Consider the following 13585-nt stretch of genomic DNA (forward strand, 5'->3'; position numbering starts at 1 on the left):
GGTTTTAGCGAATAATAAATTGCGTTACTTTGTCATTCTTTCACAACAAAAACAGGAAGGCAGAGGTGGGGCAGCGAATACCTGTAACGCTTGGTAATATTGCGCCGTTGTCGCTAAGGCCGTTCCAGCCTGGACGGATTGCTCTTGTGTGCGAAGGCGGCGGACAGCGTGGAATTTTCACAGCTGGCGTGCTGGATGAGTTTATGCGCGCGCAGTTTAATCCTTTCGATCTTTATCTTGGCACATCTGCCGGAGCGCAGAACCTCTCGGCGTATATCTGCAATCAGCCCGGTTACGCGCGCAAAGTCATCATGCGTTACACCACAAAACGCGAATTTTTCGATCCATTGCGCTTTGTCCGTGGAGGAAATCTTATCGATCTCGACTGGCTGGTGGAGGCCACCGCAAGCCAGATGCCGTTGCAAATGGACACCGCAGCGCGGCTATTTGACAGCGGCAAATCGTTTTATATGTGCGCTTGTCGTCAGGATGACTATGCGCCGAATTACTTTTTGCCAACCAAACAGAACTGGCTGGATGTGATTCGCGCCTCCAGTGCAATACCTGGCTTTTATCGTAGCGGAGTGTCGCTGGAAGGCATTAATTACCTGGATGGCGGGATCAGTGATGCGATCCCGGTTAAAGAGGCGGCAAGGCAGGGAGCAAAAACGTTGGTCGTCATCCGCACTGTGCCGTCACAAATGTACTATACGCCGCAGTGGTTCAAACGCATGGAACGCTGGTTGGGTGACAGTAGCCTGCAGCCGCTGGTCAATCTGGTGCAGCATCATGAAACCAGCTATCGTGAGATTCAGCAATTTATTGAGAAACCACCGGGCAAGCTGCGGATATTCGAAATTTATCCGCCGAAGCCATTACATAGTATCGCGCTCGGCAGTCGGATTCCGGCGCTGCGTGAAGACTATAAGCTTGGGCGTTTATGCGGGCGTTATTTTCTGGCAACGGTCGGTAAGTTATTGACTGAAAAAGCGCCGCTGAGCCGCCATCTGGTGCCAGTGGTGACGCCGGAGTCGATTGTTATTCCTCCTGCACCAGTCGCCAACGATACGCTGGTTGCCGAAGTGAGCGACGCTCCGCAGGCGAATGACCCGACATTTAACAATGAGGATTTGGCTTGATTTGCCGTTATATCGACACCCACTGCCATTTTGATTTCCCGCCGTTTAGTGGCGATGAAGAGGCCAGCCTGCAACGCGCGGCACAAGCGGGCGTAGGCAAGATCATTGTTCCGGCCACCGAGGCGGCAAATTTTGCCCGCGTGCAGGCGTTAGCGGAAAATTATCAACCGCTGTATGCCGCTTTAGGGTTGCATCCGGGGATGTTGGAAAAACATAACGATGCATCGCTGGATCAGTTACAGCAGGCGTTGGGAAGACGTCCGACGAAGGTGGTGGCGGTGGGGGAGATCGGCCTGGATCTCTTTGGTGACGATCCGCAATTTGAGAGGCAGCAGTGGTTGCTTGATGAACAACTGAAACTGGCGAAACGCTACGATCTGCCGGTGATCCTTCATTCACGGCGCACGCACGACAAACTGGCGATGCATCTTAAACGCCAAAATTTGCCACGCACTGGTGTGGTTCATGGTTTTTCTGGCAGCCTGCAACAGGCCGAACGGTTTGTGCAGCTGGGCTACAAAATTGGCGTAGGCGGTACTATCACCTACCCACGCGCCAGTAAAACCCGCGATGTCATCGCAAAATTACCGTTGGCATCGTTGTTGTTGGAAACCGACGCACCGGATATGCCGCTCAATGGTTTTCAGGGGCAGCCTAATCGCCCTGAACAGGCCGCCCGTGTGTTTGCCGTGCTGTGCGAGTTACGCCCGGAACCCGCGGATGAGATTGCCGAAGTGTTGCTTAATAACACGTATGCGGTGTTTAACGTTCGTGGGTAGTCTGCCCTTCGTAAGCCGGATAAGGCGTTCACACCGCATCCGGCAGTCGGCGCACAATGCCTGATGCGACGCTGACGCGTCTTATCATGCCTACAAGTCTGTGCCGAACCGTAGGCTGCATCCGCCATGTCACAAATACAGCGCCGGAAATATTAATCGGCTCACCCCGTGCTCCCGTAACGCATCAGCCAATTGCTCAACGTCTTCCGGCGTGGCGCTCGCCCAGCTTTGCGCCTCGCCATACACGCCGTGAGCATGAAACGCGTTCAGGCGTACCGGAACATCGCCAAGTTGCCTGATAAACTCCGCCAGCTCATCGATATGCTGCAAATAATCCACGTGGCCTGGGATTACCAGCAAACGCAGTTCTGCCAGTTTGCCGCGCTCGGCAAGCAGACTAATGCTGCGCTTGATCTGCTGATTATCGCGTCCGGTTAGCTGTTGATGACATTCGCTTCCCCACGCTTTGAGGTCGAGCATCGCGCCGTCGCACACCGGGAGTAATTTTTCCCAGCCGGTTTCGCTCAACATGCCGTTACTGTCCACCAGACAGGTGAGATGACACAGTTGTGGATCATTTTTGATAGCAGTAAACAGCGCCACCACAAACGGTAACTGGGTCGTGGCTTCGCCGCCGCTTACCGTTATCCCTTCAATAAACAGCACCGCTTTGCGGACGTGACTAAGCACCTCGTCCACGTTCATGGATTGCGCCATCGGCGTAGCGTGTTGTGGACACATCTTCAGGCAGGTATCACACTGCTCGCAGACGGCTGCATTCCACACTACTTTGCTGTTAACAATCTGCAACGCCTGATGCGGACACTGTGGCACGCACTCACCGCAATCATTACAGCGCCCCATTGTCCACGGATTGTGACAGTTTTTGCAGCGCAGATTACAGCCCTGTAAAAACAGAGCCAGACGACTGCCTGGCCCGTCAACGCAGGAGAAGGGGATAATCTTACTGACTAAAGCGCATCTGCTGTTCATGGCTTATAACGCGCGGCTGGCGTTCCAGAATACGAGTGTTGCGTGCGGCTTCTTCTCCCAGCCAGGTGGTATTGGTACGTGAACCTTCGGCACGATATTTTTCTAAATCCGACAAACGCACCATATAACCGGTAACGCGAACCAGATCGCTACCGCTGACATTGGCGGTAAATTCACGCATTCCGGCTTTAAAGGCACCGAGGCAAAGCTGTACCAGCGCCTGCGGATTACGTTTGATGGTTTCGTCGAGCGTCAAAATGTCGCTGATGCCGGAATAATAATAAGCATGATGCGGGGCGACAGTTTGCAGATGGGTGATCGGATCTGGCTCATCGCCATATGGCAAACGTGCGCCCGGCGTGGTGCCGATATCGGAACTTATCCCCGACTGTGCGTGTAACATGGCGCGTTTTTGCCAGCCATATTTCACGGGGGTATTGGCGACAAACTCCGCCAGTTGCGCGCTAATGCGATAACCCACTTCATTTGCGGCGGCTTCTTTACCGTAACGCGCGGCAACTCCTTCTTTTTCACACAGCAAGTTAACCGCTTCCGCCAGCCCATACATGCCAAACATTGGCACAAAACGTTCAGGGTTAATCAGCCCTTCTTTCACCAGGAAGCTATTCTCAAAGAAGTGTGATTGTTGATAGAGGAATTCACACCGCGCATCGATGATGGCGATCTGCTGTTGGCAGTAGTGCGGTAGAGTGCGCGTAAAGAAGTCATCCAGCGATTCGCTGCGCTCGGCAATGGCTTTCAGGTTAAGGCGTACCAGCGTGCTGCCACCACCCGCCAGCGGCAGTGAGTTGTAACAGCTCACAATCCCGTAGCCCCCTTTTGTGAAAATTTTATCATGCACGGGACCGTTGGCGATGTGCGGTTTGCTACATTCACAGATGTTTTTCGCCACTTCCAGCAGCAGGTCATCAGGGGTGATTTCAGGATCGTAGATAAAAGTCAGGTTCGGTGAAACCTGCTTCAGCTCTGCGTCTGCGCGTAAAATCGCACGGGTAATGGGTGAATCAGATGGGCCAATATTGGCGTGCATAAAGGCGTCTGGCAGGGTTCTGTCGAGATAACGCCAGAAACGTTTTATTCGAATATCGATCTCGTCTTGTGTTAGAATTCTAACATACGGTTGCAACAACGCATCCAGTTGCCCCAGGTAGACCGGCATCGATGTGACCGAAGGAACGTGGTGGTAAAGAATGGTCAGCAGAGAGAGTGCGTCATCAAGATCTTTTGCGCCTTCCAGCTCCAGCCATTCTGAACCGTTGGCCAAAAAACGGGCGTAATCGGGTAAGACATAGCGCGGTTTATACGGCGCATGACCTTCAAACATATCGCAGATTACACCTTCATCCAGCGCGCGGCGGGCTTCGGCAGGCAACGCCGGGTAAGGCAGATTGTTTTCTGCTTCCAGTGCCAGAAAATGGCGTTTCTGCTCCGGGCTAAGTACCGGGCTGGTGACAATTTGCTGGCAACGTTGTTGCAGTGCATTTTCATGAGAAGTGGGCATCTTCTGTTCCTTTTATGCCGAAGGTGATGCGCCATTGTAAGAAGTTTCGTGATGTTCACTTTGATCCTGATGCGTTTGCCACCACTGACGCATTCATTTGAAAGTGAATTATTTGAACCAGATCGCATTACAGTGATGCAAACTTGTAAGTAGATTTCCTTAATTGTGATGTATATCGAAGTGTGTTGCGGAGTAGATGTTAGAATACTAACAAACTCGCAAGGTGAATTTTATTGGCGACAAGCCAGGAGAATGAAATGACTGATCTGAAAGCAAGCAGCCTGCGTGCACTGAAATTGATGGACCTGACCACCCTGAATGACGACGACACCGACGAGAAAGTGATCGCTCTGTGTCATCAGGCCAAAACTCCGGTCGGCAATACCGCCGCTATCTGTATCTACCCTCGCTTTATCCCGATTGCTCGCAAAACGCTGAAAGAGCAGGGCACCCCGGAAATCCGTATCGCTACGGTAACTAACTTCCCACACGGTAACGACGACATCGAAATCGCGCTGGCAGAAACCCGTGCGGCAATCGCCTACGGTGCCGATGAAGTTGACGTAGTGTTCCCGTACCGTGCACTGATGGCGGGTAACGAGCAGGTTGGTTTTGATCTGGTGAAAGCCTGTAAAGAGGCTTGCGCGGCAGCGAACGTACTGCTGAAAGTGATCATCGAAACTGGCGAACTGAAAGACGAAGCGCTGATCCGTAAAGCGTCTGAAATATCCATCAAAGCGGGTGCTGATTTCATCAAAACCTCTACCGGTAAAGTGGCTGTGAATGCGACGCCGGAAAGCGCGCGCATCATGATGGAAGTGATTCGCGACATGGGCGTAGAAAAAACCGTTGGTTTCAAACCGGCGGGCGGCGTGCGTACTGCGGAAGATGCGCAGAAATATCTTGCCATCGCAGATGAACTGTTCGGTGCTGACTGGGCTGATGCGCGTCACTACCGCTTTGGTGCTTCCAGCCTGCTGGCAAGCCTGCTGAAAGCGCTGGGCCACGGCGACGGTAAGAGCGCCAGCAGCTACTAAGGCTTGATTTGCCGGATGACGCAGCGATGCTCATCCGGTTCCCCGATTACCTCGTCTCTTTTCCACGGGAGGTTACCTTGTTTCTCGCACAAGAAATTATTCGTAAAAAACGTGATGGTCATGCGCTGAGCGATGAAGAAATTCGCTTCTTTATCAACGGTATTCGCGACAACACTATCTCCGAAGGGCAGATTGCCGCCCTCGCGATGACCATTTTCTTCCACGATATGACAATGCCGGAGCGTGTCTCGCTGACGATGGCGATGCGAGATTCAGGAACCGTTCTCGACTGGAAAAGCCTGCATCTGAATGGCCCGATTGTTGATAAACACTCGACCGGCGGCGTCGGCGATGTGACTTCGCTGATGTTGGGGCCGATGGTCGCTGCCTGTGGCGGCTATATTCCGATGATCTCCGGTCGCGGCCTCGGCCATACTGGCGGTACGCTCGACAAGTTGGAATCCATCCCTGGCTTCGACATTTTCCCGGATGACAACCGTTTCCGCGAAATTATTAAAGACGTCGGCGTGGCGATTATCGGCCAGACCAGCTCACTGGCTCCGGCAGATAAACGTTTCTACGCGACCCGCGATATTACCGCAACCGTGGATTCCATCCCGCTGATCACTGCCTCGATCCTGGCGAAGAAACTTGCGGAAGGTCTGGACGCGCTGGTGATGGACGTGAAAGTGGGTAGCGGCGCGTTTATGCCGACCTACGAACTCTCTGAAGCCCTTGCCGAAGCGATTGTTGGCGTGGCTAACGGCGCTGGCGTGCGCACCACCGCGCTGCTCACCGATATGAATCAGGTGCTGGCCTCCAGTGCAGGTAACGCGGTTGAAGTTCGTGAAGCGGTGCAGTTCCTGACTGGTGAGTATCGTAACCCGCGTCTGTTTGATGTCACGATGGCGTTGTGTGTGGAGATGCTTACCTCCGGCAAACTGGCGAAAGATGACGCCGAAGCGCGCGCGAAATTGCAGGCGGTACTGGACAACGGTAAAGCGGCAGAAGTCTTTGGTCGTATGGTAGCGGCACAAAAAGGCCCGACCGACTTCGTTGAGAACTACGCGAAGTATCTGCCGACAGCGATGCTGACGAAAGCAGTCTATGCTGATACCGAAGGTTTTGTCAGTGAAATGGATACCCGCGCGCTGGGAATGGCAGTGGTTGCAATGGGCGGCGGTCGCCGTCAGGCATCTGACACCATCGATTACAGCGTCGGCTTTACTGATATGGCGCGTCTGGGCGACCAGGTAGACGGTCAGCGTCCGCTGGCGGTTATCCACGCGAAAGACGAAAACAGCTGGCAGGAAGCGGCGAAAGCGGTGAAAGCGGCAATTAAACTTGCCGATAAAGCACCGGAAAGCACACCAACTGTCTATCGCCGTATCAGCGAATAACGGTATACTGATCTGATCATTTAAATTTGAAGCACTGAGTACGGAGAACATATGAAACGTGCATTTATTATGGTGCTGGACTCATTCGGCATCGGCGCTACAGAAGATGCAGAACGCTTTGGTGACGTCGGGGCTGACACCCTGGGTCATATCGCAGAAGCTTGTGCCAAAGGCGAAGCTGATAATGGTCGTAAAGGCCCGCTCAATCTGCCAAATCTGACCCGTCTGGGGTTGGCGAAAGCACACGAAGGTTCTACCGGTTTCATTCCGGCGGGAATGGACGGCAACGCTGAAGTTATCGGCGCGTACGCATGGGCGCACGAAATGTCATCCGGTAAAGACACCCCGTCTGGTCACTGGGAAATCGCCGGTGTCCCGGTTCTGTTTGAGTGGGGATACTTCTCCGATCACGAAAACAGCTTCCCGCAAGAGCTACTGGATAAACTGGTCGAGCGCGCTAATCTGCCGGGTTACCTCGGTAACTGCCACTCTTCCGGTACGGTCATTCTGGATCAGCTGGGCGAAGAGCACATGAAAACCGGCAAGCCGATTTTCTATACCTCCGCTGACTCAGTGTTCCAGATTGCTTGCCACGAAGAAACCTTTGGCCTGGATAAACTCTACGAACTGTGCGAAATCGCCCGTGAAGAGCTGACCAACGGCGGCTACAACATCGGTCGTGTTATCGCTCGTCCGTTTATCGGCGACAAAGCCGGTAACTTCCAGCGTACCGGTAACCGTCATGACCTGGCTGTTGAACCGCCAGCACCGACCGTGCTGCAGAAACTGGTTGATGAAAAACACGGCCAGGTGGTTTCTGTCGGTAAAATTGCAGACATCTACGCTAACTGCGGCATCACCAAAAAAGTGAAAGCGACCGGCCTGGACGCGCTGTTTGACGCCACCATCAAAGAGATGAAAGAAGCGGGTGATAACACCATCGTCTTCACCAACTTCGTTGACTTCGACTCTTCCTGGGGTCACCGTCGCGACGTTGCCGGTTATGCTGCGGGTCTGGAACTGTTCGACCGCCGTCTGCCAGAGCTGATGTCTTTGCTGCGCGATGACGACATCCTGATCCTCACTGCTGACCACGGTTGTGATCCGACCTGGACCGGTACTGACCATACCCGTGAACACATTCCGGTACTGGTTTACGGCCCGAAAGTAAAACCGGGTTCGCTGGGGCACCGTGAAACTTTCGCGGATATCGGCCAGACTCTGGCAAAATATTTTGGTACTTCTGATATGGAATATGGCAAAGCCATGTTCTGATGGATTTGGGCGGAGCAGTGACTCCGCCTTTAATATGTCACAAAAAGGATAAAATGATGGCTACTCCACACATTAATGCAGAAATGGGCGATTTCGCTGACGTAGTTTTGATGCCAGGCGACCCGCTGCGTGCGAAGTATATTGCTGAAACTTTCCTTGAAGATGCTCGTGAAGTGAACAACGTTCGCGGTATGCTGGGCTTCACCGGTACTTACAAAGGCCGCAAAATTTCTGTAATGGGCCACGGTATGGGTATCCCGTCCTGCTCCATCTACACTAAAGAACTGATCACCGATTTCGGCGTGAAGAAAATCATTCGCGTTGGTTCCTGTGGCGCAGTTCTGCCGCACGTAAAACTGCGTGACGTAGTGATTGGTATGGGTGCCTGCACCGATTCCAAAGTTAACCGCATCCGTTTTAAAGACCATGACTTTGCAGCTATCGCTGACTTCGACATGGTGCGTAACGCAGTAGATGCAGCTAAAGCACTGGGCATTGATGCTCGCGTTGGTAACCTGTTCTCCGCTGACCTGTTCTACTCTCCGGACGGCGAAATGTTCGACGTGATGGAAAAATACGGCATCCTCGGCGTGGAAATGGAAGCGGCTGGTATCTACGGCGTGGCTGCAGAGTTTGGCGCGAAAGCCCTGACCATCTGCACCGTGTCTGACCACATCCGCACTCACGAGCAAACCACTGCCGCTGAGCGTCAGACTACCTTCAACGACATGATCAAAATCGCACTGGAATCCGTTCTGCTGGGCGATAAAGAGTAATTGTGTTTCGCTGAAAGGCGATTGTCGTGTGAAGCCGGAGCGGGAGACCGCTCCGGCTTTTTAGTATCTATTCATCAATAGCGACTGATTTATAGATTTACTATTATTTTTCATATGGATAGAAAATTAAATCCATTCGAGTATCTATTCACGAATCTATTCATTTATGTTCAGCCGTCATCCAGTAAGGGCATATCAGCAACTCTGGCGGACAACCATAAATTCCTGCCATTTTGTTTTTGATGTTTGAACTAAGCCGTTCCGTCTTTTCGATTTGTTTTAGAGAATTAATCGAGATACCCAACATTTTACTAACTTCAGCAAGTGATAGTTTATGCCTGATACGCACGGCGGTTAGCCAGGATATACCCTGGCTGAACATTAAATTGATAATCTCCCGTTCCTGGTTCTTCAGATCGATCATATTTCCTTCCCTGGATATTTTAATCAGCGAGTTACCGCACCGCCCCTGCCATCCACGCCGATAATTCCCTTAGCTCTTTTTCCTGTTCAGGGAAGTCGACCAACAGAGCTTCACACTCTTGTTGCAGCATATCCGCGCGGTACAGGCAGCCTTGCAGTCGTCCGGCGAGAGCTTCCAGAGGTGCGGGGTTGAGGCTATCGGTAAACACCTGGGCGCGGGTGATATGGCCTTTTTCGACGTCGAAATGCAGTTCTACGCCGCCCCAGGTAAAGCGTTCATCCAGCAGATGCGAGAACGCTGGAGCCTGTCCGAAATTCCATTCCCAGCTACTCTGGCGGGCAAAGGTTTCGGCGAAGTTCGGCAAGTCCGGCGTTTTGTCCGGGGAGATAATTTCCGCTTCTACACGCTCGCCATAATGGGCGAAAAAGGCCTCGGTTATGGCTTCGCAAACCTGCTCATGGGTAATTCCCGGCAGCAATTCGGTCAGATTGGTCACGCGGGAACGTACCGACGTAATGCCTTTCGCCGCCAGTTTCTTTTTATCCGGGTTGAGATAGTTTGCCAGGCGGCTAAGGTCGGCATTGAGTAGCAAGGTGCCGTGATGGAAGCCACGATCTTTGGTTTCGCGATAGGCCGAGCCTGAGACTTTACGGTCGCCTTCGGCGGTTTTCACCACCAAATCGTTACGTCCGGACGCTTCGGCGCTGACACCGAGCGCGTTCAGTGCATTGAGCACAATCGAGGTGGAGATCGTTTTATCGTATTCCGGCTTGCCAGCCATGAAGGTAAAACAGGTATTGCCGAGATCGTGGAACACCGCGCCGCCACCGCTACTGCGCCGTGCCAGGCGAACGTTATCTTCTTCCATTCGCCGGGTATTACACTCTTTCCACGGGTTCTGCGCGCGACCAATCACTACCGTGTCGGCATTGCGCCAGAGAAACAAAACGCGCTGCGTGGCGGGCATCTGGCGAAAAATACACTCCTCTACCGCCAGGTTAAACCACGGGTCGTAAGAGTCAGAGATGAGCAGGCGTAATGTGGACATAACGATTTCCTTTCTTGTAGTAATGGGTCACTCTTTTTTCTCGCTTTCTTCCTCTTCCGGCACCGGTTTGCTGGCGGTTAACAGGAAGGGGGATTGCTGCCAGCGGGTGCGTTTACCCTGTAGCAGCGTGCGGGTCAGCACTACGCCGATTGCCAGCGAGAGCAACAACATCAGGCGTAAAATGTTAGTGGTGTTATCCACCTGTTGAGCTTCGGTGGCGAGCGTATGGGTGTCGAGCGTCAGGCGCAGATAGCCGAGCGGTCCGTTTTTACCCGCAATTGGCTCGACAATCTGCTGGTTAAAATAGCCGCCCGCTTTTTTACCGTCGAGCGCCAGTCGGTCACGCACTTCGACGCTTTCGCCAGAACGGGCGATAAGATCGCCTTGATCGTCATACACGCCCGCGTCGAGGATGCGGCTTTCATCCGTTAACTGATCGAGGATCGCCTGAATGCGTTTTTCATCCGGCGAGTCGGTGCGCATCAGCGGCGCAACGTTCAGCGTTACCTGCCGCGCCAGGGTGCGGGCCAGTTCTTCCAGCTGTGGATTACGCTGTCGCTGGTGGTTTTGACTAAACCATGATGCCCCCTGCATCAGCGCCACTAACAAGGCAAGACAGAACAGGACAATCACTGCCCGATGCAGCCGGAATTTCAGTTTTGTGCGAGCCATCTTCCACCCTTTGAAAATTTGAGACTTAATGTTGCCAGAAGCAATGGATACAAGGTAGCCTCATGCGTTATTTTCCCTGCTTCGAACGATTTTACAGGAGCCTTAATGCCTAACATTACCTGGTGCGACCTGCCTGAAGATGTCTCTTTATGGCCTGGTCTGCCTCTTTCATTAAGTGGTGATGAAGTGATGCCACTGGATTACCACGCAGGTCGTAGCGGCTGGCTGCTGTATGGTCGTGGGCTGGATAAACAACGTCTGACTCAGTACCAGAGCAAACTGGGCGCAGCGATGGTGATTGTTGCCGCCTGGTGCGTGGAAGATTATCAGGTGATTCGTCTGGCAGGTTCGCTTACCGCCCGGGCTACGCGCCTGGCCCATGAAGCACAACTGGATGTCGCGCCGCTGGGGAAAATTCCGCATCTGCGCACGCCAGGTCTGCTGGTGATGGACATGGATTCCACCGCCATTCAGATTGAATGTATTGACGAAATTGCCAAACTGGCCGGAACCGGCGAGATGGTGGCGGAAGTAACCGAGCGGGCGATGCGCGGCGAACTCGATTTTGCTGCCAGCTTGCGCAGTCGAGTGGCAACGCTGAAAGGCGCTGACGCCAATATTCTGCAACAGGTGCGGGAAAATCTGCCGCTGATGCCAGGTTTAACGCAGCTGGTACTCAAGCTGGAAACGCTGGGCTGGAAAGTGGCGATTGCCTCCGGCGGCTTTACTTTCTTTGCTGAATACCTGCGCGACAAGCTGCGCCTGACAGCCGTGGTAGCCAATGAACTGGAGATCATGGACGGTAAATTTACCGGCAATGTGATCGGCGACATCGTTGACGCGCAGTACAAAGCGAAAACTCTGACTCGCCTCGCGCAGGAGTATGAAATCCCGCTGGCGCAGACCGTGGCGATTGGTGATGGAGCCAATGACCTGCCGATGATCAAAGCGGCAGGGCTGGGGATTGCCTACCATGCCAAGCCAAAAGTGAATGAAAAGACGGAAGTCACCATCCGTCACGCTGACCTGATGGGGGTATTCTGCATCCTCTCTGGCAGCCTGAATCAGAAGTAATTGTCCGCCCGTCATCCTGCGGGCGGCACAGCATTAACGAGGTACACCGTGGCAAAAGCTCCAAAACGCGCCTTTGTTTGTAATGAATGCGGGGCCGATTATCCGCGCTGGCAGGGGCAGTGCAGCGCCTGCCATGCCTGGAACACCATCACCGAGGTGCGTCTTGCTGCGTCGCCGACGGTGGCGCGTAACGAGCGTCTCAGTGGCTATGCCGGTAGCGCCGGGGTGGCAAAAGTCCAGAAACTCTCCGATATCAGCCTTGAGGAGTTGCCGCGTTTTTCAACCGGATTTAAAGAGTTCGACCGCGTATTAGGCGGTGGGGTGGTGCCGGGAAGCGCCATTCTGATTGGCGGTAATCCAGGCGCAGGGAAATCCACGCTGCTACTGCAAACGCTGTGCAAACTGGCCCAGCAGATGAAAACGCTGTATGTCACCGGCGAAGAGTCGCTGCAACAGGTGGCAATGCGCGCTCATCGCCTCGGCCTGCCGACTGACAATCTCAATATGTTGTCGGAAACCAGCATCGAACAGATCTGCCTGATTGCCGAAGAAGAGCAACCGAAGCTGATGGTAATTGACTCCATCCAGGTGATGCATATGGCGGATGTACAATCATCACCTGGCAGCGTGGCGCAGGTGCGTGAAACGGCGGCTTATCTGACGCGCTTCGCCAAAACGCGTGGCGTGGCGATTGTCATGGTGGGGCACGTAACCAAAGATGGTTCGCTGGCAGGCCCTAAAGTGCTGGAACACTGTATCGACTGCTCGGTGCTTCTGGACGGCGATGCCGACTCCCGTTTCCGCACCCTGCGCAGCCATAAAAACCGCTTCGGCGCGGTAAATGAACTGGGCGTATTTGCGATGACCGAGCAGGGGCTGCGTGAAGTCAGTAACCCTTCGGCAATTTTCTTAAGTCGCGGCGATGAAGTGACCTCCGGCAGCTCAGTGATGGTGGTGTGGGAAGGAACGCGTCCGCTGCTGGTGGAGATCCAGGCGCTGGTCGATCACTCGATGATGGCGAATCCGCGCCGCGTGGCAGTGGGGCTGGAGCAAAACCGTCTGGCAATCCTGCTGGCGGTGCTGCACCGTCACGGTGGGTTGCAAATGGCCGATCAGGATGTATTTGTGAACGTGGTCGGCGGCGTGAAGGTGACGGAAACCAGTGCCGATTTAGCGTTACTACTGGCGATGGTTTCCAGCCTGCGCGACAGACCGCTACCGCAGGATCTGGTGGTGTTTGGTGAAGTCGGGCTGGCAGGGGAGATCCGCCCGGTGCCCAGCGGCCAGGAGCGGATTTCTGAAGCGGCGAAACATGGTTTTCGGCGGGCGATTGTTCCGGCAGCCAACGTGCCGAAAAAAGCGCCGGAAGGGATGCAGATTTTTGGCGTTAAAAAACTCTCCGACGCGCTTAGCGTGTTCGACGACTTATAATGAGAGATACGGAGG

Annotated in this window: 13 protein-coding genes; 8 read left to right on the plus strand and 5 right to left on the minus strand. The window is 53.7% G+C overall.

Annotation, left to right across the window (positions count from 1 at the left end):
- Positions 1 to 65: 65 nt before the first annotated feature.
- Both EFER_RS22310 and EFER_RS22315 read left to right on the plus strand, forming a co-directional pair.
- Complete coding sequence (locus tag EFER_RS22310) at positions 66 to 1139, plus strand: patatin-like phospholipase family protein (protein WP_002431697.1); 1074 nt, start codon at positions 66 to 68, stop codon at positions 1137 to 1139.
- Complete coding sequence (locus tag EFER_RS22315; RefSeq protein ID WP_000563098.1) at positions 1136 to 1918, plus strand: metal-dependent hydrolase; 783 nt, start codon at positions 1136 to 1138, stop codon at positions 1916 to 1918. Before EFER_RS22310 ends, EFER_RS22315 begins: the two co-directional genes overlap by 4 nt.
- A 129-nt stretch (positions 1919 to 2047) precedes the next feature.
- On the opposite strand, the gene EFER_RS22320 is transcribed toward EFER_RS22315, so the two are convergent.
- Positions 2048 to 2911, minus strand: coding sequence for a YjjW family glycine radical enzyme activase (locus EFER_RS22320; RefSeq protein WP_001088432.1), 864 nt, complete (start codon positions 2909 to 2911; stop codon positions 2048 to 2050).
- Entirely contained in the window at positions 2883 to 4433 is a 1551-nt protein-coding gene (locus EFER_RS22325; protein ID WP_001143213.1) for a YjjI family glycine radical enzyme, read from the minus strand. The genes EFER_RS22320 and EFER_RS22325 overlap by 29 nt, the downstream gene beginning before the upstream one ends.
- A 257-nt stretch (positions 4434 to 4690) precedes the next feature.
- Between EFER_RS22325 and deoC the strand changes: the two genes are divergently transcribed.
- The 4 genes from deoC to deoD all read left to right on the plus strand — a co-directional run bounded on the left by deoC (position 4691) and on the right by deoD (position 8921).
- A complete protein-coding gene (gene deoC, locus EFER_RS22335; protein ID WP_001295412.1) occupies positions 4691 to 5470 on the plus strand; it encodes a deoxyribose-phosphate aldolase in 780 nt (259 codons plus the stop codon).
- A 77-nt stretch (positions 5471 to 5547) separates the two neighbouring features.
- Complete coding sequence (gene deoA / locus EFER_RS22340) at positions 5548 to 6870, plus strand: thymidine phosphorylase (protein ID WP_000477829.1); 1323 nt, start codon at positions 5548 to 5550, stop codon at positions 6868 to 6870.
- A 51-nt stretch (positions 6871 to 6921) separates the two neighbouring features.
- Complete coding sequence (deoB, locus tag EFER_RS22345; RefSeq protein WP_000816471.1) at positions 6922 to 8145, plus strand: phosphopentomutase; 1224 nt, start codon at positions 6922 to 6924, stop codon at positions 8143 to 8145.
- 56 nt (positions 8146 to 8201) lie between these two features.
- A complete protein-coding gene (deoD, locus tag EFER_RS22350; RefSeq protein WP_000224877.1) occupies positions 8202 to 8921 on the plus strand; it encodes a purine-nucleoside phosphorylase in 720 nt (239 codons plus the stop codon).
- 160 nt (positions 8922 to 9081) lie between these two features.
- Here the strand turns inward: deoD and EFER_RS22355 are convergent, their stop codons facing one another.
- From EFER_RS22355 to EFER_RS24385, 3 genes are read right to left on the minus strand one after another with little or no spacing between them, the layout of a single operon-like run.
- Positions 9082 to 9345, minus strand: a complete 264-nt coding sequence (locus tag EFER_RS22355) for a helix-turn-helix domain-containing protein (RefSeq protein WP_000566247.1) — start codon at positions 9343 to 9345, stop codon at positions 9082 to 9084.
- A gap of 31 nt (positions 9346 to 9376) precedes the next feature.
- Positions 9377 to 10393: a lipoate--protein ligase LplA gene (gene lplA, locus EFER_RS24380; RefSeq protein ID WP_000105850.1), complete on the minus strand. Its 1017-nt coding sequence runs from the start codon at positions 10391 to 10393 to the stop codon at positions 9377 to 9379.
- A gap of 27 nt (positions 10394 to 10420) precedes the next feature.
- A complete protein-coding gene (locus EFER_RS24385; protein ID WP_000124606.1) occupies positions 10421 to 11065 on the minus strand; it encodes a YtjB family periplasmic protein in 645 nt (214 codons plus the stop codon).
- A 105-nt stretch (positions 11066 to 11170) separates the two neighbouring features.
- Between EFER_RS24385 and serB the strand changes: the two genes are divergently transcribed.
- Complete coding sequence (gene serB, locus EFER_RS22370) at positions 11171 to 12139, plus strand: phosphoserine phosphatase (protein ID WP_001132947.1); 969 nt, start codon at positions 11171 to 11173, stop codon at positions 12137 to 12139.
- Positions 12140 to 12187: 48 nt separating this feature from the next.
- Positions 12188 to 13570: a DNA repair protein RadA gene (radA, locus tag EFER_RS22375; protein ID WP_001029698.1), complete on the plus strand. Its 1383-nt coding sequence runs from the start codon at positions 12188 to 12190 to the stop codon at positions 13568 to 13570.
- The last annotated feature ends 15 nt before the right edge of the window (positions 13571 to 13585 follow it).

Source organism: Escherichia fergusonii ATCC 35469 (assembly GCF_000026225.1).
Taxonomy (GTDB): Bacteria; Pseudomonadota; Gammaproteobacteria; order Enterobacterales; family Enterobacteriaceae; genus Escherichia; species Escherichia fergusonii.